The sequence below is a fragment of the Streptomyces sp. NPDC004284 genome (assembly GCF_042874035.1).
In the GTDB taxonomy this organism is placed as follows: Bacteria; Actinomycetota; Actinomycetes; order Streptomycetales; family Streptomycetaceae; genus Streptomyces.
The window spans coordinates 607,142-631,867 of record NZ_JBIAMJ010000002.1 but is presented as its reverse complement, the minus strand read 5'-3'; the positions used below and the strand labels follow the sequence as shown (position 1 = coordinate 631,867).

Below are 24,726 nucleotides of genomic sequence, written 5' to 3'. Positions count from 1 at the left end.
CGTCAGCGGCCGAAGAGTTCGAAGGCCACCGCCGGGCGGTCGCCGAAGCGGGCGGAGGCGCGGCCCGTCGCCTCGGTGAGGAAGTCGCGGACGTACGCCTCCGGGTCCTGGTCCGTCAGGGCCTCGATGTAGGCGCGGTGGCAGAGGAGGGAGCGGATCGCGCGGTCCAGGCCGGGGCCGGCGTCGACCGCGTGGGTCGGGGTGCTGGAAGCGGCGACCGCGACCCAGCGGACGCCGTTCCAGGGCTCCAGGCCCTGGTCGGTCAGCTCGGGGAAGATCCAGCGGTTTCCGGCGTCGGCGGCCGCGTCGAGGGTGGCGCGGCCGACGGCCAGGTGGTCGGGGGTGTTCCAGGGGGCGCCCGGGAAGCCGCCCCAGGTGTCGCGGTGGTTGAGGGTGATCACGAGCTCGGGGCGGTGGCGGCGGATCGCGGCCGCGATGTCGCGGCGCAGCCCGAGCCCGTACTCGATCACGCCGTCGCGGTGGTCGAGGAACTCGACGGCGTCCACGCCGACGACGGCGGCGCTGTCCCGCTGCTCCTGCTCGCGCAGTGGGCCGCAGACGTCGGGGGCGAGGGTGTCGATGCCGGCCTCGCCGCGGGTCGCGAGGACGTACGTGACCTCCTTCCCCGCGTCCGTCCACGCGGCGACGGCCGCCGCGCAGCCGTACTCCAGGTCGTCGGGGTGGGCGACGACGGCGAGCGCGCGCGTCCAGTCGCCGGGCATCTCCAGGAGGTCCTGGGCATCCGTGTCGATCATGACCGCAGGATACGGGTCGCCTCCGACACCGTCGGGCGGAACGCTCCCGCGAGGATGACGGATCGTGAGATGTGGCGCGGGCGGTCGGGGTTGAGGCCGCGCCGGGCCGCGAGGGCGACCGCGAGCCGCTGGGCGCGGACGAGGGCCGCGACCGGGTCGATCGCGTCGGCGGCGAACAGGGCTCCCGTGGACTCCACTTCGTCGCGCAGGCCGGAGGGCTCCGGGCCGATGCAGCAGACCAGGCTCGCACGGTCGCTGATGGTGATCGGGCCGTGGCGGTACTCCATCGCCGCGTACGACTCCGTCCAGGCGCGGGCCACTTCGCGCAGCTTGAACGCCGCCTCGTCGGCGAGCCCGACGCTCCAGCCGGCACCGAGGAAGGTGAACTGGCCGCGCCGCTCCCAGGCGGCGGGCAGCGCCTCGTACAGGACGAGCTCGGCGTCGGCGATCGACGGGCCGAGGTCCACGCCCAGCCCGGCGCGCAGGAGTTGGAGGGCGGTGGTGGGGAACCGGGTCTGGACGACGGAGCGTTCGTCGGCGAAGCCGAGGTCGACGACCCGGTCGGCGAGCCGCCCTGCGGGGCTGTCGGGGACCCCGGTGACGACGAGCGTCGGGATGTTCCCGGCGGCGCGGGCGAGCAGGTCCACGACCTCCGTGGTGGTGCCGGAGCGGGTGAGGGCGACGATCCGGTCGTAGTCGCGGCCGAGCGGGGTCGTGTCGGAGGCGGGGAACGCGTCGGTCTCGCCCGCGCCGAGGGACTCCCGCAGGGCCGCGTAGGCGCGGGCGATGAAGTACGGGGTGCCGCATCCGACGACCGCGACGCGCTCGCCGCGGGCCGGCAGGAGGCCGGCGTCGCGGTCGGCGATCTCGGCGGCGCGGCGCCAGCAGTCGGGCTGGCCGGCGATCTCCGCGCTGACGTGGGTGCTCATGGTCCGGGTCCTCTCCTCGCTGGGTCCCCCCGCGGGTCCGGACCGAGTTGTACACCCGCGTGACCAGAGCACGCCATGAGCAATCCATGCTCAATGCTTGGACTTTTGTGGGTTCCCCTCCACCCGTCCCCCGCAGGAGGCCCGGACCACCAGGCGCGGTCTCAGCTGCACCTGGTGGAGCGGGGCCGCGTCGCCCTCGGCGAGCCGCCGGAGCAGGATCTGCGCGGCGAGGCGGCCGAGCTGGTACTTGGGGGGCGAGACGGCCGTCAGCGGGGTCTCGGCGACATCGGCGAACTCGTTGTCGTAGCTGATCAGGGCGAGGTCCTCCGGCACCCGCAGCCCGGCGCGGCGGACCGCTCCGAGCAGCAGGGCGGCCTCCCGGTCGCCGAAGCAGAGCGCGGCGGTGACACCGGAGGCGCGCAGTCCGCCGAGGGCCCGGTCGGCGCGGTCCGGGTCCCAGCGGGCCATCACGTCCCGCTCGTACGCCGCGGCGGGCAGTCCGAGGTCGTCGAGGGCGCGGGCGAAGCCGGACTCGACGGGCGCGGTGGTGGGCGCGTCGGTGCGGGCGACGAGCCCGAGCCGCTCGTGGCCGAGGGCCCTCAGGTGGCGCACGGCGTCGTAGGCGCCGCCCTCGTGGTCGGTGCAGACGTGCTCGGTGGCGTCGCCGGGGCCGTGGGCGGCGAGCCGGCGCTCGACGAGGACGGCGGGGACGGGCAGGGCGAGCAGCTCCTCGGCGCGCCGGCCCGGGTCGGTCGCGGTGTGCAGGCCGGGGACGAGGAGGAGGCCGTGGACGCCCGCGGAGAGGAGCCGTTCGACGGCGGCGTCCTCCTCGGCGGGGTCGTAGTGCGAGCAGGCGAGGACGAGCCGGGCGCCGGCCGCCGCGAGTTCCTTCTCGATGCCCTGGAGGACGCGCGGGTAGTAGAAGGTGGTGTCGGGGACGAGGACGCCGACGATCCGGCGGTCGGCCCGGTCCCGCTCGGGGCGGTGGGCGGCGAAGGTGCCCGCGCCCTGGCGCCGTTCGACGAGGCCGAGGGCGACGAGGTCCTCGTAGGCGCGGCGGACGGTGGTGACGGACAGGCCCGTCTCGGCGGCGAGGGCCCGTTCGGTGGGGAGCTTGCTGCCGGGGGGCCAGGTGCCGTCGAGGATGCCGCGCCGCAGCTCCGCCATGAGGGCCCGGAACTTCAGCTCCCGGCCGGAGGCCGGTGTCTCGCGTGCCGCCATCCGGCCTCCCCCGCGCGGGCCGGGGCTCGCGCCCCGGTGTCCTTGCTGCTCGATTGCGCGCCGAATCCTATGCCCACCCCGTGCCGGTGGTCAGAGCTCGTTCCTGGCGAGGGCGAGGAGCCGGTCGAGGACGCGCGGCCCGCCGGCCCGCACCCCGTCGTGCTCGTACTCGTCGGTCACCCAGGTCCGCAGGCCGCGCACGGCGCGCGCGGTCTCCAGGGAGTGGGCGGTGTCGACGTACATGTCGTCGTGGTAGACGGCGGCCGCCACCGGCACCTCGTTGGCGGCGAGCCGCTCGGGGTCGTACAGCGGTGCCCAGTCGGTGCGCGCGGCGAGGAGTTCGGCGGTCTCGCGGAGCGGGCGCAGCGCGGGGTCGGTGGTGAAGTGCCAGGGGTGGACGGTCTCACCGGTGAAGAGCAGCGGCGCGCCCTCGGCGAGCGCCGTGCGGGCGTCGAACTCGGGGTGCTCGGCTCGGACCCGCTCGGCGGCCCAGTCGGTGGGGCCCCGGCCCTGGGCGTAGATGGCCTCGTGGAGCACGGCGTACAGCGGGTGTCCGGCGTACGAGAGGTGGGCCTGGACCTGCTCCAGGAAGGCGTCGGAGAGCGCGGGCCCGCCCGGGGTGGGCACGAAGGCGCCCTCCAGGAGCAGAGGGAGCTGGTGGGTGCCCTCGCCGGAGCCGAGGAGGATGCCGAGGGACTGGAAGGCCTCGGCGGTGAGGAGGCCGCCGCCGGGGAGGGTGACCTCGTGGTCGAGGAGGTGGGCGGCGATCGCGCGGGCCCGCTCGGCGTCCTGGGGGTAACGGGCGAAGTGGGCCTCGTTCTTCCGCCGGATGCGGGGGAAGGCGGCGCGGTAGACCTCGTCGGCGGTGGCGTCCAGGGAGGGCAGGCCGCCGGTGATGAGGACGGTGTCCAGGCCCTCGGGGGCGGTGGACAGGTAGTGGGTGGCGCAGAAGCCGCCGAAGCTCTGGCCGAGGACGGTCCAGGGGGCGCCTCCGGTGAGCCGGCGCCGGATCAGCTCGCAGTCCTTGACGATGGAGTCGGCGCGGAAGTGCGCCAGGTACTCCGCCTGCTCGGCCGGGCCGCCGCGCAGCGGCAGGGTCTGGCGGTTGGCGGGGGTGGAGCGGCCGGTGCCGCGCTGGTCGAGGAGGAGGACGCGGAACTCCTTCACGGCGCGCCCGAGCCAGGCCTGCGGGCCGATGAAGCGGCGGGCGCCGAAGCCGGGCCCGCCTTCCAGGTAGACCAGCCAGGGGAGCTTCTCGCGGCCCGGTCCGTCGTGGCCGCTCGCGACGACCTCACGGCCGAAGACCTCGATGCGCTCGCCGTCGGGGCGGTCGTGGTCGAGGGGGACGGGGAAACGGTGGTCGGTGAGGACGAGGCCCGGCTGGCGGTAGGTGGTCAAGGCTGTTCCTGTTCCTGTTCGTACGCCCCCGCGAGGACAGTGGATCACACGGCGGGGGCGTACGAGGGCTCAGGGAGCGATCGGCAGCTGCCGCTTGTGCTCGGTGAGCGCGTAGCGGCGGGCGATCGTGGCGTAGGCGGCCTCCGCGACCGGCTTCCCCTCCAGGAAGTCGTCGATGTCGTCGTAGGTGACGCCGAGCGCGTCCTCGTCGGCCTTGCCCGGGTCGAGGGTCTCCAGGTCGGCCGTGGGCGTCTTCCACACGAGCGGGGCCGGGGCGCCCAGCTCGTCGGCGATCGCGCGGACGCGCCGCTTGGTCAGGCCGGTCAGCGGGACGACGTCGGCGGCGCCGTCGCCGAACTTGGTGAAGAAGCCGGAGACGGCCTCGGCCGCGTGGTCGGTGCCGACGACGAGACCGTCGTGGGCGCCGGCGACCGCGTACTGGGCGATCATCCGCTGCCGGGCCTTGATGTTGCCGTGCACGAAGTCCTGGTGGTGGGCGTCGCGGAAGGCCGTCCCGCCGGCGAGGGAGGCCTCCAGGGCCGCGTCACTGGCCGCCTTGACGTCCACGGTGAGGACCCGGTCGGCGCGGATGAAGCCGAGCGCGGTCTGCGCGTCCCCCTCGTCGGCCTGGACGCCGTACGGCAGGCGCATCGCGTAGAAGGTGGCGTCGTGCCCGGCGGCGCGGGCCCGCTCCACGGCGAGCTGGCAGAGCCGGCCGGCGGTCGTGGAGTCGACGCCGCCGCTGATGCCGAGGACCAGGGAGCGCAGCCCGGTGGAGGTGAGCCGCTCGGTGAGGAACGCCACCCGGCGCTCGATCTCCGCCTTCGGGTCGAAGGCCTCGGCGACCTGGAGGTCCCGGGCGATCTGCTGCTGGAGGGCGGTGGGCGCCGGGTCGGTCACGGAGGTCTCCTCGTCAGGGTCGGTCGGCGGTGTACCCGCTGGTACGGGGTGCACCGGGGTCGACTCTACGCGTCGCCCGGTCGGGTGACCGACGCCTCCGGGGTGCACAGCACCTCGACCCGCTGGACGAGGTTGTTCGCGAAGCCGCCGCGGTTCCACGGCTCGGTGAGCGGCTGGACGTTCCCCGCGGCGTCGGTGGCCCGCACGGTCAGATGGCGCAGCCCCGGCGTCGCCGTCCAGGTGGCGTGCCAGGCGGCCCAGGCCCAGGGGTGCGCGGGGTCCCGGTCGAGGACGGCGTCGGTCCAGGCCGCCCCGCCGTCCTCGCTGACCTCGACGCGGGTGACCGGGCCGTGGCCGGACCAGGCGCGCCCGGTGAGCGCCACGGGCCCGGGGCGTACGACGCGGGTGCGGGACATGAAGTCGGGGAAGCCCGGCGGCACCATCAGGGCTCGGGGCGCGATGAGGGTGACGGGCTCCCCCGGTTCGTCCGGCTCCCGGCGCAGGCGGTAGGCGACGCTCTGCTGGAAGCCGGTGTAGGGGGTGTCGCTGAGCGTGATGTCGTGGAGCCACTTCACGTGCGCCATGCCGTACCAGCCGGGGACGACGAGCCGGAGCGGGCTGCCGTGCTGCGGCGGCAGGGGCGCCCCGTTCATCGCGTACGCGACGAGGACGTCCCGCGCCGGGTCGGCGGCCGTCGCCAGGGGCAGGCTGCGGCGGTAGTCCTGCTCGACGCCCCGCTCGACCCCGTGGTCGGCGCCGGTGAACACCGCCTCGGCCGCGTCCTCGGCGACGCCCGCCTCCGCGAGGAGGGCGGCCAGCGGGACGCCGGTCCAGTCGGCGGTGCCGACGGCCTCGTCCAGCCAGGGCTGGCTGACGGGGCGGGGCGTGAGCCTCGCCCGGCCGTTCCCGGCGCATTCCAGGGTCACCCGGCGGGTGACGGCGGGCCGCGTACGGAGCTCCGCCAGGTCCAGGTCGAGCGGCCGCAGGACCCGCCCGCCGACGGTGAGCCGCCAGCCGTCGGCCTCGGTGGCGGGGATGTCGTAGTGCGTGAGGACGTAGTGGAGGCCGGGCGGGGTGACGTCGTACCGCAGGGCCTCCAGGGGCAGTCCGTGGTTCCTGGCGGCGAGGGCGAGCTCCTGCGCGGTGACGCCCTCGTCGGGGCCGGCCACGCGTCCCGGTGTGCTGATGTCGCCCAGACCGCTCAGGGATCCGTCCATGCCCTCATCGTCCGCCCGGGTGGGGTGCCCGGCACGTCGGGTCCGTCGGGGCCGCGCCCGGCCCGGTGCGCCGGGTTCCTTCAGTCCTGCCGGGGGCCCCGCAGCGCTCGTTCCAGGCCGTCCTGGGGAGGGCCGGTGAGGGCGCGGGCGAAGATCTCCTGGTAGGCGGGGTCGCCGAGGGTCGCGCGGGCGGAGCCGGTGTACTTCTCGCGCAGGGCGCGCAGGCCGGGGAGGCCGCGCCGGGGCTGGCCGGTGGAACGCCAGTACGCCTCGCCCGTGCCGGAGACGTCGGCCGCGCGCTCGCCGTCGCCGGCCGCCGCGAGGGCGGTGGCGAGGACGTCGAGGCCGAGGGCGACGCCGAGGCTCGCGCCGAGGCGGCGGGTGCCTTCGAGCATGCCGCGGGCGTGGCCGGCGGCGGCGGTCGGGTCGCCCTCCAGGAGGCCGGTGAGGGCGAGCTGGTACTCGAGGGCGGTGCGGGTCCAGTGCTCGTCGAGCTCGCGGCACAGGTCGCGCAGGTGGAGGGCCTGCTCCCGGGCCTCGGCGAGGCGGCCGAGGCCGGTGAGGGCGAAGACCCGCACGAGGTGGCAGCGGAGCCGGGCGGCGGAGTCGGCGGGGCCGCCGGGGGCGGCGTCGAGGACGTGGCCCACGACGACGTACGCGGCCGCCGGCCGGCCGGTGGTCAGGGCGAGGAGCCCGGCGAGGGCGGCGGCGTCGAGGGTGAGGTCGCCGGGCCCTGCGGGCTCGGCACGCTCCGCGTACTCCGCGTACCGGGCCTCGCGGGCGCAGCGTTCGCTCACCTCCTGGGCGGGGCGGGACTCGCCCTGGAGGACCAGGGTGACGCCGAGGGCCCACAGGGCGCGGGCCCGGACGCGGCCGCGGGCCTCGCTGAGGAGCAGGGCCTGTTCGAGGCCGCCGCGGGCCTCGCGGAGGCGGCCGCGGCAGGACCAGGCGAAGGCGACGGAGCCGACGAGGTCGAGGGCGGCGTCGGGGTCGGTGCGCAGCAGCCGGTCGAGGGCGGTGCGCAGGTCGGTGTGGTGCGCGTCGACGGTCCGGTACCAGTGGAGCTGGCGGGCACCGTGCCATTCGGTCTCCGCCCGGCGGGCCAGGTCCCGGAAGTGGGCGGCGTGCCGGTCGGCGACCGTCCCGGTCCCGCCGGTCCGCTCCAGCCAGGTCGCCCCGTACTCGCGGATGGTGTCGAGCATGCGGAACCGGCCGGCGGCGTCGGGCGGACGGACCACGGAGGAACGGACGAGCCCGTCGAGCGCGCCGGGCAGGGTCGTGGGGTCCAGGGGGCCGCCGCCGCACACGGCGGTCGCGGAGGCGAGGTCGAAGGGGCCGCGGAAGACGGAGAGCCGGGCCCAGAGGAGGCGTTCGAGGGGGGCGCTCAGCTCGTGGCTCCAGCCGATGGCGGCGCGCAGCGTCTGGTGGCGGCTGGGCCACACCCGCTCGGGGTGGGCGAGCAGGTCGAAGCGGGCTTCCGGCGGGGCGTCGAGGCGGGTGCCGAGCTGGTCGCGGACGGCTTCGGCGCCCTGGAGGCGGATCTGCGCGGCGGCCAGTTCCAGGGCGAGCGGGATGCCCTCCAGACGTACGCAGATCTCGCCGGCGGGTCCGGCGGCGGGGAAGTCCTCCCCGGCGGCCCGGCGGAGCAGCTCCAGGGCGTCGCCTCCGGCGGGCGGCAGGGGGTCGAGGGCGATGATCCGCTCGCCGGGGACGCCGAGGGGGCGTCGGCCGGTGGCGAGGACGGTGAGTCCGGGGGCGGCGGCGAGGAGTTCGGTGACGAGCCGGGCGCAGGGTTCGGCGAGGTGCTCGCAGGAGTCGAGGACGAGCAGCAGCCGGTCGTCGGCGAGCCGGCGGCAGAGCCCGGTGGCGGCCGCGCCGGGGGTGTGGTCGGCGAGGTCGACGGAGTCGGCGACGAGGGCGACGAGGAGCCGGTCGTCGGCGAGCTGGCCCAGGTCGGTCCACCAGGCGCCGTCCGGGTACGCGTCGGCGGCGCGGTGCGCGGCGCGCAGCGCGAGCCGGGTCTTCCCGACTCCCCCGACGCCGGTCACGGTGACGAGGCGGTGCTCCGCCAACGCGGCGGATACGCGCTCCAGTTCCGTGCGGCGCCCCACGAAGCCGGGGTTCTCGTCCGGCAGATGTCCACGCACGGGAGCAGTCTCCCTCATGCGCGGGCCGAACGGGCCGGTGGAACCGGTTCGTTACGCCGCGGATGCTCTTCGCCGGTTCGGCTGTAATTCGTTTGACGTGGTCACAGGGGAGCGCTGCACTGTGGCGGGGCCGCGTCCGTGGTGCCCGTACGACCGGGGAGGCGGCGGTACCGATGGAGATCCGTTCCACCACCGACGAGGACCTCGGGGTCTTCGTCGACACGCTCCACACCGCGTTCGGCCGCTTCCCGGAGACTCCGGACGAGGACGGCGGCGGGGTCTGGTGGTCGGCGTTCGAGAGGGACCGCGGTCTGCTCGCCCTGGCGGAGGACGGCCGGCCCGTGGGCACGGCCGCCGCGTACTCCTTCGAGCTCACCCTGCCCGGTGAGGCCGTCGTCCCGGTCGGCGGGGTGTCCGCCGTCGGCGTGCTGCCCTCGCACCGGCGCCGGGGCGTGCTGACCGCGATGATGCGGCATCAGCTCACGGAACTGCGGGCCCGCGGGGAGTTCCTCTCCGTGCTGCTCGCCTCCGAGGCCCCGATCTACGGCAGGTACGGGTACGGTCCCGCGACCTACACGGGTCGGCTGACGGTGCGGCGCCGTCAGGCCGCCCTGGCCGCTCCCCGGGCGGGCGGCGCGGACGGCGGCCCGGTCGAGGTGCTGCGGCGCGGCGAGTGCGGCGAGATCCTGGAGGAGGTCTACGACCGGTACCGGCGCGCGACGCCCGGCGCGCTGTCCCGGCCGCACCGCTGGTGGGCCCGGGGCGCGGGGCAGCCCCCGGTCGCTCCGGCCCCGCGCCACGTCGCCGTCCACCGGGACGCCGACGGGGTCCCGGACGGGTACGCGAGCTATTCGCTCGGCGAGGCCGGGACCCTGACGGTCGACGAGACCGTCGCCCGCGACGACGCCGTCTTCACCGCCCTGGCCCGGTTCCTGCTCGGGCACGACCTGGTCGACCGGGTCGTGTTCGAGCACGTCCCGTCCGACCATCCGCTGCGCTGGCGGCTGGCGGACTTCCGCGCCGGCGAGGCGGGCGGCGACACCGACTGGCTGTGGGTGCGGCTGCTCGACGTCCCGGGGGCGCTGACCGCGCGCGGCTGGTTCGCGGACGGCGAGCTCGTCCTCGACGTCGACGACCCGTTCCTCGGCGAGCACGGCCGCCACCTGCTGACCGTCAGGGACGGCAAGGCGGAGTGCGTGCCGACGGACCGGGAGCCGGACCTGTCCCTGGACGTGCGGGACCTGGGCTCGGTCTACCTCGGCGGCACCGCGCCGAGCACGCTCGTGCGCGCCGGGCACATCCGGGCCCGCCGTCCGGGCGCGGCCGCCCTCGCCGACGCCCTGTTCCGCGGCGAGCGCGCCCCGCACTGCCTGCACTGGTTCTGAGCGGGCGCCGCGCGGGGGTTCATCCTCCCTTGACCGTCACCTCGACCGAGTGCCATCCCTGCGCCCCGTCGGGCATGGTGTCGGTGCGCCGTTCCGGCTGGGTGGTGCCGGTGCCGTCGGTGGCGCGGACGGTGAGGGTGTGGCGGCCGGGGGTGGCCGTCCAGGGGTGGACCCACTGGCGCCAGGTGTCGCTGCTGTCCTCCGCCGCGAGCCGGGCCTCCTGCCAGGGGCCGTCGTCGACGCGCACCTCGACCCGGCGGATGCCGCGGTGCTGGGCCCAGGCGACCCCGGCGACCATGACGGTGCCGGCGGCGGGGCGGGCGAAGGCGTGCGGGGTGTCGATGCGGGACTGGGTCTTGACGGGGGCCTGCGCCGCCCAGCCGCGCGGGACCCAGTAGGCGTCGTACGCGGCGAAGGTGGTGAGTTCGATCGACTCGATCCACTTGCAGGCGGAGACGTAGCCGTACAGGCCGGGGACGACCATGCGGACGGGGAAGCCGTGGCTGAACGGCAGGGGTTCGCCGTTCATGCCGAAGGCGAGGAGGGCGTCGCGGCCGTCCATGACGGTCTCGACGGGGGTGCCGATGGTCATGCCGTCGACGGAGCGGGCGACCAGCTGGTCGGCGGGGCCGCCCTCGGAGGGCGGGCGGACGCCGGCCTCGCGGAGCAGGTCGGCGAGGCGCACGCCGAGCCAGCGGGCGTTTCCGGCGTACGGGCCGCCGACCGGGTTGGAGACGCAGCACAGGGTGATGTCCCGTTCCAGCACGGGCCGGGCCATGAGCTCGCGCAGGGTGAGGACGCGTTCCTCGCGGACGCCGCTGCCGTGGATCCGCAGCCGCCAGCGGTCGGCGTCGACCTTGGGGACGACGAGCGCGGTGTCGACCCGGTAGAAGTCGCGGTTGGGGGTGACGAAGGGGCTGATGCCGGGGACGGGGAGCTGCGCTCCGGCGGGCACGGCCGGTGCGGGGGACGCGGGCCGGGGCAGGCGCAGGGCCGCACGGGAGGCGGCGGCGTTCTCCTGTACGGGGGTGCCGACGGCGCGGGCGACCGCGGCGGCCCCGGTCGCGACGAGTCCGCTGGAGGCGGCGACGATCAGGAAGCCGCGCCGGTCCGCCCGGGCGGTGCCGGTCCCGGGGGCGAGGAGCCGGCCGATCAGGACGTACAGCAGGAGCGCTCCGGCGGCGCCTCCGACGAGGGAGGGCACGGCGTCCATGACGGACGTGGAGTCGGGGCGGGTGACGGCGGCGACGGCTCCGAGGAGGCCGAAGGCGCCGACGGCCGCCGCGCCGAGCGCGCGGTGGCCCAGCGCGAACAGCCCGATCCCGAGGGCGAGGACGGCGAGCAGGAGCAGGATGCCGAGCTGGAGGACGGCCTTGTCGTTCTCGCCGAAGGAGCGGATCGCCCATTCCTTGAGGGCCGCGGGGGTCCGGTCGACGACGGTGCCGCCGACGGCCACGACGGGGCCGGCCTCGGGCCTCACCCAGAAGGAGGCGAGGTCCGCGACGGCCAGGGCGACGTACGCCGAGACCAGGCCGCCGAGCGCGGCGAGGAGACGGTCGGTGCGGGTGGGTTCGCGGTGGGGTCCGGCGGGCGGCCCGGGCGCGGTCCTGGTGGCGTTCATGGTGGATGTTTCGGCACGCCGGGAAGCCCGGATGGGCTCCTTCACCCGGATGGGTCTCAGTGGGTCCCGGGGTGCTCGCCCGGTACCGCCAGGTCCTCCACCGCCTCGGCGCCGACGACCGCGCCGGTGGACTTCTTGCCGCGGCGCAGCCGGCGTTCGAGCCAGGAGGCGAAGGTGGTGAGGGCGAGGTTGAGGAGGACGAAGATGACGGCGACGACGGTGAAGCAGGCGATCGTGTTGGCTCCGTAGTTGGCGCTCATCGGGCGTACGGAGGCGAGGAGTTCGGAGAAGCCGAGCATCGCGCCGCCGAGGGCGGTGTCCTTGACGATGACGACGAGCTGGCTGACGAGGGCGGGCAGCATGGCGGTGACGGCCTGCGGCAGGAGGACGTACAGCATGGTCTGGCCCTTGCGCATGCCGATGGCCTTGGCCGCGTCGGTCTGGCCGGCGGGGAGGGCGAGGATGCCGGCGCGGACGACCTCGGCGAGCACGGAGGCGTTGTAGAGGACGAGGCCGGTGACGACGGCGTACAGGGGGCGGGTGTCCGGGCTGATCTCGGTGAACTGGGAGTAGGCGGCGTTCGCGAAGAGCATCAGGATCAGGACGGGGATGGCCCGGAAGAACTCGACGACGGTGCCGGCCACGGCGCGGACGGTCGGGTGGTCGGAGAGCCGGAGGACGCCGAGCAGCGCGCCGAGGGGCAGTGCGATGACCATGGCGAGCGCGGCGGCGATCACGGTGTTCTTCAGGGCGGGCAGGATGTACGTCTCCCAGATGCGGGGGTCGGTGAAGAAGGGTGCCCACTTGGCCCAGTCGAGCTGGCCCTTGTCGGCGAGGCTCGCCACGACCCACCACACCACGGCGGCCAGGCCGGTCAGGAACAGCAGGCTCCACAGGACGTTGCGCCGCCGGGCGCGCGGGCCGGGGACGTCGTAGAGGACGGTGGGCTTGTCCTTCACCGCTTCACCGCCACCTTCTTCGCCACCCAGCCGAGGAAGAGGCCGGTGGGCAGGGTGAGGCAGAGGAAGCCGACGGCGAAGATCGCGGAGATGAGGAGGAGCTGGGCCTCGTTCTCGATCATCTCCCGCATGAGCAGGGCCGCTTCGGCGACGCCGATGGCGGCGGCGACGGTGGTGTTCTTGGTGAGGGCGATGAGGACGTTGGTGAGGGGGCCGACGACGGAGCGGAAGGCCTGCGGGAGCACGATCAGGCGCAGGACCTGGGGGAAGTTGAGGCCGATGGCGCGGGCGGCCTCGACCTGTCCGAGGGGGACGGTGTTGATGCCGGAGCGGAGGGCCTCGCAGACGAAGGCGCTGGTGTAGGCGGTGAGTCCGAGGACGGCGAGCCGGAAGTTGATGGTGGTGAACCGTTCGGCGCCGAGGCTGACGCCGAGGGTCTGGAAGAGGCCGAGCGAGGTGAAGACGATGATGACGGTGAGGGGGATGTTGCGGACGATGTTGACGTAGACGGTGCCGAAGCCCCGCATGAGGGGGACGGGGCTGACGCGCATCGCGGCCAGCAGCGTCCCCCAGACGAGGGAGCCGATCGCGGAGTAGACGGTGAGCTGCACCGTCACCCAGAAGGCTCCGAGCAGGTCGTACCCCTGGAGGAAGTCGAACACGGCGGCCGGCTCACTGGACGATGACGCCGATCTTCGGGGCGGGCTCGGCCTGGTAGCTGGCGGGGCCGAAGTTCTTCTTGACGTACGCGGCCCAGGAGCCGTCGGCGACCATCTTCTCCAGGGCCGTGTTGATCTTGGCCTTGAGCTCGCTGCCCTTCTGGACGCCGATGCCGTAGTTCTCGTTGCTCAGCTTGAAGCCGCCGAGCTTGAACTTGCCCTTGAACTCGGGCTGCGAGGCGTACCCGGCGAGGATCGAGTCGTCGGTGGTGATGGCGTCGATGACGCCGTTCTCCAGGCCGGTGAGGCACTCGGAGTAGCCGCCGTACTCCTGGAGCTGGGCGTTCGGGGCGATCTTCGTCTTGACGTTCTGCGCGGAGGTGGAGCCGGTGACCGAGCAGAGCTTCTTGTTGTTCAGGTCGGACGGCTTCTTGATCGAGTTGTCATCGGCGCGGATCAGGACGTCCTGGTGGGCGAGGAGGTAGGGGCCCGCGAAGTCGACCTTCTCGGCCCGCTTGGGGGTGATCGAGTACGAGGCCGCGATGAAGTCCACGTCCCCGCGCTGGAGCAGGGTCTCCCGGTCGGCGCTCTTGGCCTCCTTCCAGACGATGTCCTTCGGGTCGTGGCCGAGCTGCTTGGCGATGTACGTGGCCACGTCGACGTCGAAGCCGGTGTAGGTGCCGTCCGGGGTCTTCAGACCGATGCCGGGCTGGTCGAACTTGATGCCGACGGTGATCTTGCCGTTGTCGTCGCGGCCGGGGAGCGCGCCGGCGGCGCCGTGCGCGAGTCCGGCGGAGGTGAAGGAGAGGACGACGGCCGCGGCGACGGCCACGGTGGCCCTGCTGGTCCTGAGCGGGTTCATGAGGATCACCTCGGGGCTGCACGGGTCAGTGGTGGAGGATCTTGGAGAGGAAGTCCTTGGCGCGCTCGCTGCGCGGGTTGCTGAAGAACTCGTCCGGGGTCGTCTCCTCGACGATCCTTCCGTCGGCCATGAAGACGACGCGGTGGGCGGCGGAGCGCGCGAAACCCATCTCGTGGGTGACGACCACCATCGTCATGCCGTCCCGGGCGAGTTGCCGCATGACCTCCAGGACCTCGTTGATCATCTCTGGGTCGAGGGCGGAGGTCGGCTCGTCGAAGAGCATCACCTTCGGATCCATCGCGAGGGCGCGGGCGATCGCCACCCGCTGCTGCTGGCCCCCGGAGAGCTGGGCCGGGTACTTGTCCGCCTGGGAGGCGACGCCGACCCGGTCGAGGAGGACGCGCGCCCGTTCCTCGGCCTTCTTCCGCTCCTTCTTGCGGACCTTGATCTGGCCGAGGGTCACGTTGTCGAGAACGGTCTTGTGCGCGAAGAGGTTGAAGGACTGGAAGACCATGCCCACATCGGCGCGCAGGGCCGCCAGTTCGCGTCCTTCGGCGGGCAGCGGCCGCCCGTCGACGACGATCTCCCCCGCGTCGATGGTCTCCAGACGGTTGATCGTCCGGCACAGCGTCGACTTCCCCGAGCCGGAGGGCCCGATGACGACGACGACCTCGCCGCGGCGGATCGTGAGGTCGATGGACCGGAGGACGTGCAGGGGGCCGAAGTGCTTGTCGACCCCGCGCAACGCGACGAGCGCGTCGCCTCCGTCCGGGACGGGCATGGCACCCTCCAGGGTCACGCCCCCCGTTTGCCGCTCCCTCCTCACGTTCATGCTCCGCCCTCCGCCCGGCCCGCGCACTCCGGACGCGGGGTGTGCGGAAGGTGAGCGCGGGACCACTCTTCGGGTCGGCACCCGGTCGGACGGTCCGGACCCTGCGTACGGGGGCGGGCGGGCCCACACTGGGGGTGGGAGTCGAGTGTGGGAGGAGGGTCCGCCATGAACAGTGCCGCGCCCAAGGTCAGTACGTTGCCGCCGGAGCACCGGGAGCGCCTGATGGCCTTCGCCGAGGATGTGTACTTCGAGTCCGGCGACCGTCTGTTCGAGGAACAGCAGCACGCCGACCGTTTCTGGATCGTGAAGACGGGCGCGGTGACGCTCGACGCGAAGGTGCCGGGCCGCGGGTCGCCCGTGATCGAGACCCTGCGCCACGGCGAGCTGGTCGGTCTCTCCTGGCTGTTCCCGCCGTATCTGTGCCAGTCGGGGGCCGAGGCGATGACGCCGGTGCGGGCGTACGAGTTCGACGCCCCGGCCGTCCGGTCGATGTGCCGCGCGGACGCGGAGTTCGGCGCCTCGGTCATGTTCTGGGTGGGATCGATCCTCGCCCACCGTCTCCATGTGACCCGGGTCCGCCTCCTCGACCTGTACGCCCCGCACGGGAGCGGCATCCTGGCCTGACCGACGGCGTGAGCCCGTGCCCGGCGCCGTGGGGCGGCACGGCGCAGGGCGGGCCCCGCCGGGACGGTCGGGTCAGGCGAGCAGGACGTCCGCCAGGTCCGCCCGTCCGGTGACGCCGAGCTTGCGGTAGATCCTGCCGAGGTGGTTCTCCACGGTCCGTACGGACAGGACGTACGCCTCGGCGATCTCCCGGCTCGTGCGGCCGCGCGCGGCCATCAGCGCGATGTCCCGTTCCCGGGCGCTCAGCGGCACCGCCGCCGCGGCTCCGGCGAGCGCCGGCGTGGCCGCCTCCTGGCACCGGCCGCGCAGCGCGAGGGCCCGGGCGGCGGCGCGGGCGGCGCTCGCGGCGCGGTCCCGGCGCCGCCACGCCCCTGCGGCCTCCCCGAAGGCCTCGGCCGCGTACAGGTGCAGGCCGAGCGCGGCCATCCGCTCGGCGACGGCCTCCAGGGCCGCCGGATCGGGTCCGCCCGCCGGGGTCACCGCCGCCGCGTGGGCGGCCCGGACCTCCGCGAGCGCGCCCTGGACGAGCGCGGTCGCCGCCGCCAGTTCCGTACCCGCCTCGTGAGCGGAGTCCGGGGGTCCCCAGCGCAGCACGTCGTGGAGCAGTGCCGTCGCGGCGGTGGCCTCGCCCCGTGCGAGCGCCGCGCGGGCGGCGTCGAGCATCAGCTCCCGGGCGGGGCCGGCGGCTCCGCCCAGCAGGCGGACCCAGCCGTGGGCGCGGAGCGTGTCGGCCTGGCAGAGGGGGCTGTACGGAGCGTCGGCGGGCGTCAGCGCCTCCGCCTCCGGTGCGAGGCGCCCGGTCTGGGCGGCGGCGAGGACGAGGCCGGCGAGGGCCCGCTGCTCGGCGAAGGCCTGCCCGCAGAGCCGGGCGAGCGCGCGGGCCTCCCGGAAGTGGGCGAGGGCGTCGGTGACGAGGCCGCGTTCGAGGGCGACGCGGCCCCGGACCCAGGCGAACCAGACGGTGAGCGCGGGGACCGCGTCCCGCATCGCCTCCTGGCCTTCGAGGGCGGTGCGCTCCGCCTCGTCGAGGCGGCCGGACTCCAGGAGGGCCGCCGCCACGAGGTACAGGCTGCGGGCCGGGTAGTAGGCGGTCCACCGGTCGGCGAGCCCGTTCTGGACGGCGTAGGCGTGGCGGCCGGTGCGCACGGCCTCGTCGACGCGCCCCGCGGAGAGCCGCACCCGCAGGTGGGCCTGGAGCAGCAGCACGTCGGCCTGCGTCCACGCGTCCCCGGCCGCGGGGCCGTCGCCCCCCGGCTTGGGGTCGGCGCCCTCGGCCAGGGCCAGGACCGCGGCGGCCTCGTCGTTGCGGCCCACGGCGCTCAGCAGCCCGGCCCGGCAGGCCGTGAGCGCGGGCCGGATCCCGATCCGGTCGGCGGCCCGGTCCAGTACCGCGAACGCGGCGACGGCGTCGCCGAGGCCGTAGAGGTGGTGCTGGGAGAGCGCCGCGGCCGCCGCGTCGACCTCGCCGGGCGTACGGGCCTCGTCGAAGGCCCGCTCCAGGACCGGCACGCTCTCGCCGAACTCGCCGCGCTGGCCGAGTCCTTCGCCGAGCAGCAGTCCGGCGACGACGTGCGGGCCCTGGGCCAGGGCGGCCCGGGCGAGCCGGCACATGGTGTCGACGTCGCCGTCGTCCAGGGCGTGCCCGGCCGCGCGGACGAGCAGTTCGGGGTCGGCGGTGCCGGTGGCGTCGAGCTCCCATCGGGCGAGCGAGAGCGCGTCGCCGTGCCGCCGTGCCCCGTACTCCCTTACGCGTCCGGCCTGTTCGAGCAGGAGGGAGCGGGCGAGGAGGCGGGGAGTGCCCCGGCGGAGGAGCAGGGCGTGCCAGGGGTGGGCCAGTTGGACCCGGCCGCGCCGGTCGTCCTCGGTGACCACGACGAGCCGCTCCTCCTCCAGGTCGGCGAGGGCCTCGGGCGTCACCCGCGCCAGGGCGTCGGCGAGCCCGAGCGGTCCGCACAGGGCGAGCAGCCGCAGCAGGGTGCGCCGGTCCTCCGGGAGCCCGCGGAAGCGCCCTTCGGCGGGGGCGTCGAGCAGGGTGTCGTCCAGCGGTCCGGTGAGGCACCACACCTCGTCCACGGGCCGCAGGGTGCCCTCCCGCACGGCGGCGCGCAGGATCTCCCGGGTCCACAGCGCGTTGCCCCGTCCCGCTTCCCACAGGGCCCGTACGACGGGGGCGGAGACGGGGGCGCCGAGCGTGTCGGCGAGGAGCCGCGCGGTGGTGGCCCGGTCGAAGGGGCCGATGCGGAGGTGCTCCACGGCGTCCTGGTGCCAGAGCGAGCGCAGCGCCTCGGGCCAGTCGGCGTCCTGCGGCAGGGTGGCGACGAGGAAGAACCCGGTGGCCGCGTCGGCGGCGAGCGCGGACAGCAGGGTCAGCGAGGAATCGTCCAGGTGGTGGAGGTCGTCCACCAGGAGCAGCACCCGGGGCCGGCCCGCCGGGGTGGCCAGCAGGTTCCGTAACTCCTGGAAGTGGCGGCCGAGTTCGCCGGGGAGCGCGGGGCCGGTGAGATGAGGGGCGAAGGCCGCGAGGGGGACGTGCGAGGCCGCCTCGCTCACCGGGAGCCGCACGGTCCGGTGGTGCGCGGCGGCCTCGTCGGCGAACTCGGCGGCCAGCCTGCTCTTTCCGACGCCGCCCTCCCCCGTGAGGACGACGCCCCGACAGCCGGGCCTGCGCAATCCGCCGCGCAGTCGCTCCAGTTCGGCGTGGCGCCCGGTGAAGGGAAGGGGGCTTCCGGCGTGGGGAAGGGGACTTCCGCTGACGGGCAGGGGTCTTCCGCCGATGGGCAGGGGTCTTCCGCCACCCTTCACCGGCGCCCCCACCCCCTCCCGCGCCCGTGTCGCGCTTGTCCGTTGAGTAGGCGTCCGCAGGGTATTGAGTAGGTGTCCACTCTTTCGCCGTTCCCCCCTGCGGCGGAGGCTATGCGACAGGCGGGCACCACGACCGAGAGCCCGCCGGTCGTCGAAGTGCTTCGGGGGGAGTACGACATGAGCGCCGTGCCGGCGTCGGGGGGATCCGGGGAGCTCGTGCTCCTCGGGGGCTGTACGGGTACGGGTGTCACCGGCCTGGAGCCGCTCGCGGTACGGGGCGGCTGGCGGGTCCGGACGCTCTCCCCGGCCACGGGGGACGGGGAGGGTTCATGGACCGCGCGGCTCGCCGGCTTCCTGGCGGCGCCGGACAGTCCGGACCGGATGGTCCTCGTGGCGGAGGGCCGGGCCTGCGGCGCGGTGTTCGCCCTCGCGGACCGGCATCCGGAACGGGCGGCCGCCGTGGTGGCGCTCGCGCCGGAGCCTTCGGCGGACGGAGGGCCGACGGCTCTCGCCTGTCCGGTCCTGGTGCTGCCGGCCCTCGACGACGACAGCGGGCGGGCCGTCGAGCGGTTCCTGGCGGATCTCGTCCCGGGTCCCGAGGAAGGGGCGCGTCCCGTACGGAACCGGGCGCTCTCCCCCTCGGACCTGCACGATCCCTCGGTCATGCGCCGGTTCGCCGAGGCCGGGCCGGTCCACCGGCTCGCCTCGCCCGGCTCCGTACCGACCTGGGTCGTCACGGGGCACGAGGCCGCGCGGGCGGTCCTCACGCATCCCGGCCTCCGGGGAGACACCGCGACGACGGCCGGATACCGGCCGCAGCCGCCGGAACTGGCCTCCCTCCACCCGGGCGACGCCGACACGATCACGGTCGACGCCGGGGAGCACGCCCGGCTGCGCGGGCTCGTCGAGCGGCACCTCACCCCGGAGTGGACCGGCTCGCTGCGGCCCCGGCTGCGGCGGGTCGCCGACGGGCTCCTGGACGCGCTGCCCGGGGACCGGGAGGTCGATCTGGTGGCCGCGTTCGCGGTCCCGCTGCCCGTGGCCGCGCTCTGCGAACTCCTCGGCGTGCCGGAGCCCGACCGGCCGTATCTCGCCGACTGGCTCGTCCGGCGGGTCCCGACACCGCCGCCCGCGGCGCACGAGGACGTCGAAGCCTATCTGGGCGGGCTCGTCGCGGAGCGGCGGAAGCGGCCCGCCGACGACCTCACCAGCAGGATGTGCGAGGCCGTCCGCGACGAGGACGTGGTCGCGGCCGCCCGTCTCCTGCTGGTGTCCGGGGCCCGGCCGACGACGACGCTCCTCGGGAACGGCGTCGCCGCGCTCCTCGCCGACCGCGACCGGTGGCGGCTGCTCGCCGGGGAACCGGACGCCCTCGCCGGGCCGGTCACCGAGGAACTGCTGCGCCGTGTCACCCCGTACCCGGTGGGGTTCGCGCGACGGGCCGTCGCACCGGTCGAGGCGCCCGGCGTCCGCATCCCGGCGGGGCACCGCGTCCTGGCCTCCCTGACGGCCGCGAACCACGACCCGGCCGTACATCCCGGGGAGCCCGGCGGGCCCGACCCGGGCCGCGCCCCGCACCCCCACGCCTCCTTCGGCCACGGGCGGCACGCGTGCCTCGGCGCCGGCTTCGCCCGGGCGGCGGTCCGCACGGCGCTCGGGACGCTGGCCCGCCGGTTCCCCGGCCTGGACCTGGCGCCCGGCGCCCGGGAACTGCACTACCGCAGGAGCCGGGTGCGGTACCTGCTCGCGCTGCCGGTCGTCCTGGGACCCGAGCACCGGGCATAGCCCCTCTTCCTCTTCTTCCCTTTCCTCACCTTCTCGCACGGGAGACGTCGGCATGGAAGCCACCACGATTCCGGAGCTGATGGCCTACTGTCAGGCCGATCCGGCCTACTTCGAACCGCCGTGGCACATGCGGGACGGGGCCAGTCTGTTCGCGGCCGGGAAACGGCCCTGCCCGCCCGGCTGGCGCCGGCGCGCCAACGGCCTGTGGACGGTCGTCGAGCCCGAGGACGGCCGGCTGCCCGAGCAGGGCTGGAAGATCCACGTGTCGGCCACGGCCGCCGACGCGGACACCGTGTGCGACCTCGTGTCCGAGTTCTGCCTCGCCCGGGGCGTCACCTTCAAGTTCCTCCGCAGCGGGGCCGCGCTGCGGCTCCTGAACAGCAAGTACGCCGACCGGGGCGGCAGCGGCAAGCTCCTCACCCTGTACCCGGCCGACGACACCGTCCTCGCCGAGCTGCTCCCGGAGCTCGCGGCGCTCCTGAAGGGCTTCACCGGCCCGTACGTCCTCAGCGACGTCCGGTACGAGGACTCCCCCGTGTACGTCCGGTACGGCGCGTTCGTCCCGCTGACGTACACGGCGCCCGGCGGTGAACTCGTGTACGCCGTAAGGGCACCGGACGGCACGCTGGTGCCGGACCGGCGCGACCCGGTCTTCACGGTGCCGGAGTGGGTGACGGTCCCGGAGGTGCTCCGCGCCTCGGTCGAGCGCCGCACGGCGGGCGGGGAGGAGTTCCCGTATCTGATCGAGAAGTCGCTGCACTTCTCCAACGGCGGCGGGGTCTATCTGGCCCGGGCCCGGGACGGCGGGGGCTACGTCGTCCTCGTGGAGGCCCGGCCGCACGCGGGACTCGACCACGACGGAGCCGACGCCGTCGCCCGGCTCACCCGGCAGCGGGAGGTTCTGGAACGGCTCGACGGCCTCGACTGCGTGCCCCGGGTCCTCGACCACCTGGTCGTCTGGGAGCACCACTTCCTCGTCGAGGAGTACGTCATGGGCGAGACGCTCCTGGAGGAGGTGTTCGCCCGCTATCCGCTCGGCAGCCCCGAGCCGTCGGCCGAGCAGCTCGCCGAGTACACCCGGTGGGCGACCGGCGTCCTCGCGAAGGTGGACCGGGCGCTGATGTCCGTCCACGCGCGGGGGGTGCGCTTCGCCGACCTGCACCCGGCGAACGTCATCCTGCGCCCCGACGGACGCGTGGCCCTCATCGACTTCGAGATCGCCGGCGACCTCGACGACCCGAAGCCCCCGGCGCTCGGCGCTCCCGGATTCACCGCGCCCGAGGGCATGTCCGGGCGGGAGGCCGACGAGTACGCCCTGAACTGCCTGCGCCAGTGGATGTTCCTGCCGATCAACCCGCTCCAGGAGCGCGACCCCGTCAAGTACGCGACCCTCACCGAGGTCATCACCGCGCACTTCCCGCTGCCCGAGGGCTTCGGTGCCCGCCTCGTCCGCAAGCTCGGCGAGGGCCGGGAACCCTTCGGGGAGGACACCGCGGCCCGGCTGTTCGCCGGGGCTCCCGAGGACTGGCCCGCCGTCCGGGACGCGCTCGTCGCCGGCATCCACGCGAGCGCGACCCCGGACCGTACGGACCGGCTCTTCCCGGGCGATCCCCAGCAGTTCGGCACGGGCGGCGTCGGCGTCGCCTCCGGAGCCGCCGGGGTGCTGTGGGCGCTGCGCCAGGCGGGCGCCGCCGTACCGGAGGAGTACGGGGAGTGGCTGGCGGCGGCCGTGCGGCGGGTGAAGGAGCCGCGTCCCGGTCTGATGGACGGCCTGCACGGCGTGGCGGCGGCGCTCGACGCGCTCGGGCGCCGCGACGAGGCCCTGGAGGCGCTCGACCGGGCCCGTGCGCTCCACGGCGGCCTGCGGGCGCCCGGACTGCACTCGGGTCTGGCGGGCGCCGGGCTGAGCCTGCTCGGCTTCGCCGGGCTCACCGGCGACGGGGAGCTGCGCGCGGAGGCCCTCGGCATCGGCGAGACGCTCGCCGCGGAGCTGGGGCGCGAGGGCTCCCCCATGTTCCCGGCGCAGGGGCGGGTGGGGCTCGAACACGGGCTGACGGGCGTGGCGCACTTCTTCCTGCGGCTCCACGAGCTCACCGGCGACCCGCGCCACCTCGACCTGGCGCGGACGGCGCTGCGCCGCGAGACGGACCGGGGGCAGTTCCTCCCGGACGGGGGCTTCCGGCTCCTGTACGGCAACCGGCACCTGGTCTACCTCGGTCCCGGCAGCGGTGGTCTCGCGCTGGTCCTGGCCCGGTACCTCGCGCGCGTGCCGGACCCGACGGCCCCGGAGCCGGCGGAGTTCGCGCGGGTCGTCGCCGGGGTGCGGCACGCCTGCCGGGCGCCGTTCGTCCGCCATCCCGCGCTGTTCATGGGGCGGGCGGGCATCATCACCACCCTCGGTCTTCTCGACGTGCCCGAGGACCGGCCGCACGTGCGCGAGCACGTCCGCCGGCTGTCCTGGCACGCCGTCTCCCACGAAGGCCTCCCGGCCTTCCCCGGCAACCAGCTCCTGCGCCTGTCCATGGACCTGGACAGCGGAAACGCGGGTGTGCTCGTTGCCCTCGGCGTCGCGTTCGAACAGAACGCGTCGATCGTCCCCTTCCTCGATCTGCGGGCGCCCGCGACCGGGGAACCGTCCACGGAACACGGAAGGAGGTGAGAGAGATGGCTTGCGTTCTCCAGCTGCAGTCGCTCGGCGAGGCCGAGTCCGCGCACCCGTGCAACAGCATCGTGACCTCCTACAAGGGCACCTGCTGACGGGTCCGGTGCCGGGGCCGCCCCCCACGGCGGCCCCGGCACCGACACACCCTCCCGACCCGCTTCGAGGAATCCCGTGAACACACCGCCCCAGCCCGACCTCCCTCACGAGGAACCCACGGCATCCGTCCGGCGCGTCCTGCTCGACCACATCCGGCCCTCCTGGCCGGCGCTCGCCCTCGGCGGTCTGCTGAGCCTGGTGACCGCCGCAGCCGGCCTGACGATCCCGCTCGTGGCCGAGCGGCTCATCGACGGTCTGACCCACGACCGGCCCCTCGACGGCGTGCTGTTCGCGATGGGGATCCTCGTCGCCGTCACCGCGCTCGCGGGCCCGGCCGCGCAGTACGTGCTGCGCCGGGCCGCCGAGACGGTCGTCCTCACCGCGCGGCGCCGTCTCTCCTCGCACCTCCTGCGGCTGCGGATCGGCGAGTTCGACCGGACCGAGCCCGGCGACCTGATCGCCCGGGTCACCTCCGACACGGCGCTCCTCCGGCAGGTCACCACCGACGCGCTCGTCGGCACCGCCACCGGGGTCCTCACCCTCGTCGTGACCACGACGCTGATGTGCCTGCTCGACCCGGTGCTCACCGGGATCACGCTCGGCGTGCTGCTCCTCGCCGGCTGGGTGGTCCGCACGGTCATGGCGCGGGTCAACGAGGCGGGGACCGCCGCCCAGGAGTCGGTGGGCCTGGTCGGGGCGGCCCTGGAGCGGGCCCTCGGCGCGCTGCGCACCGTGAAGGCCTCCGGCGCGGAGGACCGCGCCGAGGCGGCCGTCCACGAGGCGGCCGAGTCCTCCTGGCGGGCCGGGGTGCGGGCGGCGAAGTGGCTCGCGCTCGCCGGGAACACCGCCGAACTCGCCGTGCAGACCGCCTTCTTCGCCGTCCTCGCGATCGGCGGCAGCCGGGTCGCCTCCGGCGCCCTGGAAGTCGGCCGGCTCATCGCCTTCCTGATGTACGTGTTCTACCTGGTGCCCGCCGTGCAGCAGCTCGTCGGCGGCATCAGCCAGTACCACCTGGGGGCGGCGGCGGTGAACCGCATCCGGGAGACCGAGTCGCTGGGCGCCGAACCGAAGGGCCGGGCACCCGGTCAGGAGCCCGCCGTCTCCCCCGTACCGGCCTCCCTGGAGTTCCGCGACGTGCACTTCCGGTACGGTCCCGAACTTCCGCCCGTGCACCGGGGGGTGAGCTTCTCCGTACCGTCCCGGGGCACCACGGCCTTCGTCGGACCGTCCGGCGCGGGCAAGACCACCCTCTTCTCGCTCCTGGAGCGCTTCTACGAGGCCTCGGCCGGCAGCATCCTCCTCGACGGGCGCCGGCTGGACAGCTGGGACCTGCGCGAACTGCGCTCCCTCATCGGTTACGTGGAGCAGGACGCGCCCGTCGTGTCCGGTTCCCTGCGGGACAACCTGCTGCTCGGGCGGCCCGGCGCGACCGGCCCCGAGCTGGACCGGGTCCTGCGCACGGCCCGCCTCGACGAGCTGGTGGAGCGCCTGCCGGAGGGCCTCGACACGCTGGTGGGGCACCGCGGCACCCGGCTCTCCGGCGGTCAGCGGCAGCGGGTGGCGATCGCCCGCGCGCTGCTCCGCCGCCCCCGGCTGCTGCTCCTGGACGAGGCGACGTCCCAGCTGGACGCGGTGAACGAGGCCGCGCTGCGGGACACCGTCGCCGACGTCTCACGGACGACGACCGTCCTGATCGTGGCGCACCGGCTGTCCACGGTCGCCATGGCCGACCGGATCGTCGTGCTCGACGGGGGTGTCGTACGGGCCGTCGGCACCCATGCCGAACTCCTCGCCGGCGACCCCCTCTACGCCGAACTGGCCGCGACCCAGTTCCTCGAACCCACCGCCTGACGCCCTGTGGAGGCCCGTCCG

General features: G+C 74.9%; 18 protein-coding genes. 5 read left to right on the top strand and 13 right to left on the bottom strand.

The window, feature by feature from the left end:
• Positions 1–2: 2 nt before the first annotated feature.
• From ACFYUS_RS08015 to ACFYUS_RS07985, 7 genes are all read right to left on the bottom strand, one after another.
• Positions 3–755 carry a PIG-L deacetylase family protein gene (locus tag ACFYUS_RS08015; protein ID WP_388847085.1) on the bottom strand — a complete coding sequence of 251 codons (753 nt, stop codon included), beginning with the start codon at positions 753–755 and terminating at the stop codon, positions 3–5.
• Positions 752–1,684 carry an SIS domain-containing protein gene (locus ACFYUS_RS08010; RefSeq protein ID WP_388847083.1) on the bottom strand — a complete coding sequence of 311 codons (933 nt, stop codon included), beginning with the start codon at positions 1,682–1,684 and terminating at the stop codon, positions 752–754. The genes ACFYUS_RS08015 and ACFYUS_RS08010 overlap by 4 nt, the downstream gene beginning before the upstream one ends.
• Before the next feature lie 90 nt (positions 1,685–1,774).
• Positions 1,775–2,905 carry a LacI family DNA-binding transcriptional regulator gene (locus ACFYUS_RS08005; protein WP_388847081.1) on the bottom strand — a complete coding sequence of 377 codons (1,131 nt, stop codon included), beginning with the start codon at positions 2,903–2,905 and terminating at the stop codon, positions 1,775–1,777.
• A gap of 90 nt (positions 2,906–2,995) precedes the next feature.
• A complete protein-coding gene (locus ACFYUS_RS08000; protein WP_388847079.1) occupies positions 2,996–4,303 on the bottom strand; it encodes an alpha/beta fold hydrolase in 1,308 nt (435 codons plus the stop codon).
• Between the two features lie 69 nt (positions 4,304–4,372).
• The gene (gene nadE / locus ACFYUS_RS07995; protein ID WP_388847077.1) at positions 4,373–5,203 is read right to left on the bottom strand and encodes an ammonia-dependent NAD(+) synthetase; all 831 of its coding nucleotides are present in this window, start codon (positions 5,201–5,203) and stop codon (positions 4,373–4,375) included.
• A 65-nt stretch (positions 5,204–5,268) separates the two neighbouring features.
• Positions 5,269–6,420, bottom strand: a complete 1,152-nt coding sequence (locus ACFYUS_RS07990) for a sulfite oxidase (RefSeq protein ID WP_388847075.1) — start codon at positions 6,418–6,420, stop codon at positions 5,269–5,271.
• Positions 6,421–6,500: 80 nt separating this feature from the next.
• The gene (locus ACFYUS_RS07985) at positions 6,501–8,585 is read right to left on the bottom strand and encodes an ATP-binding protein (RefSeq protein WP_388847073.1); all 2,085 of its coding nucleotides are present in this window, start codon (positions 8,583–8,585) and stop codon (positions 6,501–6,503) included.
• Between the two features lie 155 nt (positions 8,586–8,740).
• Between ACFYUS_RS07985 and ACFYUS_RS07980 the strand changes: the two genes are divergently transcribed.
• Entirely contained in the window at positions 8,741–9,952 is a 1,212-nt protein-coding gene (locus ACFYUS_RS07980; RefSeq protein WP_388847071.1) for a GNAT family N-acetyltransferase, read from the top strand.
• Between the two features lie 19 nt (positions 9,953–9,971).
• Here ACFYUS_RS07980 and ACFYUS_RS07975 read toward each other — a convergent pair whose 3' ends face one another.
• The 5 genes from ACFYUS_RS07975 to ACFYUS_RS07955 are packed head-to-tail and all read right to left on the bottom strand — an operon-like array spanning position 9,972 to position 14,834.
• On the bottom strand, positions 9,972–11,573 hold the full coding sequence (locus ACFYUS_RS07975; RefSeq protein WP_388847069.1) for a molybdopterin-dependent oxidoreductase: 1,602 nt from the start codon (positions 11,571–11,573) through the stop codon (positions 9,972–9,974).
• 56 nt (positions 11,574–11,629) lie between these two features.
• Positions 11,630–12,532 (bottom strand): amino acid ABC transporter permease, encoded by a 903-nt coding sequence (locus tag ACFYUS_RS07970; protein ID WP_388847067.1) that lies wholly within the window; start codon positions 12,530–12,532, stop codon positions 11,630–11,632.
• A complete protein-coding gene (locus tag ACFYUS_RS07965) occupies positions 12,529–13,194 on the bottom strand; it encodes an amino acid ABC transporter permease (protein ID WP_388847065.1) in 666 nt (221 codons plus the stop codon). The genes ACFYUS_RS07970 and ACFYUS_RS07965 overlap by 4 nt, the downstream gene beginning before the upstream one ends.
• Before the next feature lie 10 nt (positions 13,195–13,204).
• The gene (locus tag ACFYUS_RS07960; RefSeq protein ID WP_388847063.1) at positions 13,205–14,062 is read right to left on the bottom strand and encodes a glutamate ABC transporter substrate-binding protein; all 858 of its coding nucleotides are present in this window, start codon (positions 14,060–14,062) and stop codon (positions 13,205–13,207) included.
• Positions 14,063–14,078: 16 nt separating this feature from the next.
• Positions 14,079–14,834, bottom strand: coding sequence for an amino acid ABC transporter ATP-binding protein (locus ACFYUS_RS07955; protein WP_388847061.1), 756 nt, complete (start codon positions 14,832–14,834; stop codon positions 14,079–14,081).
• A 216-nt stretch (positions 14,835–15,050) separates the two neighbouring features.
• Here ACFYUS_RS07955 and ACFYUS_RS07950 point away from each other — a divergent pair, with 216 nt between their 5' ends.
• On the top strand, positions 15,051–15,509 hold the full coding sequence (locus tag ACFYUS_RS07950; protein ID WP_388847059.1) for a Crp/Fnr family transcriptional regulator: 459 nt from the start codon (positions 15,051–15,053) through the stop codon (positions 15,507–15,509).
• Positions 15,510–15,581: 72 nt separating this feature from the next.
• Here ACFYUS_RS07950 and ACFYUS_RS07945 read toward each other — a convergent pair whose 3' ends face one another.
• Positions 15,582–18,311 (bottom strand): LuxR C-terminal-related transcriptional regulator, encoded by a 2,730-nt coding sequence (locus ACFYUS_RS07945; protein ID WP_388847057.1) that lies wholly within the window; start codon positions 18,309–18,311, stop codon positions 15,582–15,584.
• A gap of 177 nt (positions 18,312–18,488) precedes the next feature.
• Between ACFYUS_RS07945 and ACFYUS_RS07940 the strand changes: the two genes are divergently transcribed.
• The 3 genes from ACFYUS_RS07940 (at position 18,489) to ACFYUS_RS07930 (ending at position 24,705) form a co-directional block, all read left to right on the top strand.
• Positions 18,489–20,096, top strand: a complete 1,608-nt coding sequence (locus ACFYUS_RS07940) for a cytochrome P450 (RefSeq protein ID WP_388847055.1) — start codon at positions 18,489–18,491, stop codon at positions 20,094–20,096.
• A gap of 52 nt (positions 20,097–20,148) precedes the next feature.
• A complete protein-coding gene (gene lanKC / locus ACFYUS_RS07935) occupies positions 20,149–22,755 on the top strand; it encodes a class III lanthionine synthetase LanKC (RefSeq protein WP_388847053.1) in 2,607 nt (868 codons plus the stop codon).
• A gap of 174 nt (positions 22,756–22,929) precedes the next feature.
• Positions 22,930–24,705: an ABC transporter ATP-binding protein gene (locus ACFYUS_RS07930; protein WP_388847050.1), complete on the top strand. Its 1,776-nt coding sequence runs from the start codon at positions 22,930–22,932 to the stop codon at positions 24,703–24,705.
• Positions 24,706–24,726: the final 21 nt, after the last annotated feature.

Excerpts from the sequence above, each read along its gene's own strand:
- ACFYUS_RS08015 (WP_388847085.1), bottom strand. The coding sequence starts at position 755 with ATGATCGACACGGATGCCCAGGACCTCCTGGAGATGCCCGGCGACTGG.
- ACFYUS_RS07985 (WP_388847073.1), bottom strand. The coding sequence starts at position 8,585 with ATGAGGGAGACTGCTCCCGTGCGTGGACATCTGCCGGACGAGAACCCC.
- ACFYUS_RS08005 (WP_388847081.1), bottom strand. The coding sequence starts at position 2,905 with ATGGCGGCACGCGAGACACCGGCCTCCGGCCGGGAGCTGAAGTTCCGG.
- ACFYUS_RS07940 (WP_388847055.1), top strand. The coding sequence starts at position 18,489 with ATGAGCGCCGTGCCGGCGTCGGGGGGATCCGGGGAGCTCGTGCTCCTC.
- ACFYUS_RS07975 (WP_388847069.1), bottom strand. The coding sequence starts at position 11,573 with ATGAACGCCACCAGGACCGCGCCCGGGCCGCCCGCCGGACCCCACCGC.
- ACFYUS_RS07980 (WP_388847071.1), top strand. The coding sequence starts at position 8,741 with ATGGAGATCCGTTCCACCACCGACGAGGACCTCGGGGTCTTCGTCGAC.
- lanKC (WP_388847053.1), top strand. The coding sequence starts at position 20,149 with ATGGAAGCCACCACGATTCCGGAGCTGATGGCCTACTGTCAGGCCGAT.
- ACFYUS_RS07955 (WP_388847061.1), bottom strand. The coding sequence starts at position 14,834 with ATGCCCGTCCCGGACGGAGGCGACGCGCTCGTCGCGTTGCGCGGGGTC.
- ACFYUS_RS07950 (WP_388847059.1), top strand. The coding sequence starts at position 15,051 with ATGAACAGTGCCGCGCCCAAGGTCAGTACGTTGCCGCCGGAGCACCGG.
- ACFYUS_RS08010 (WP_388847083.1), bottom strand. The coding sequence starts at position 1,684 with ATGAGCACCCACGTCAGCGCGGAGATCGCCGGCCAGCCCGACTGCTGG.
- ACFYUS_RS07990 (WP_388847075.1), bottom strand. The coding sequence starts at position 6,420 with ATGGACGGATCCCTGAGCGGTCTGGGCGACATCAGCACACCGGGACGC.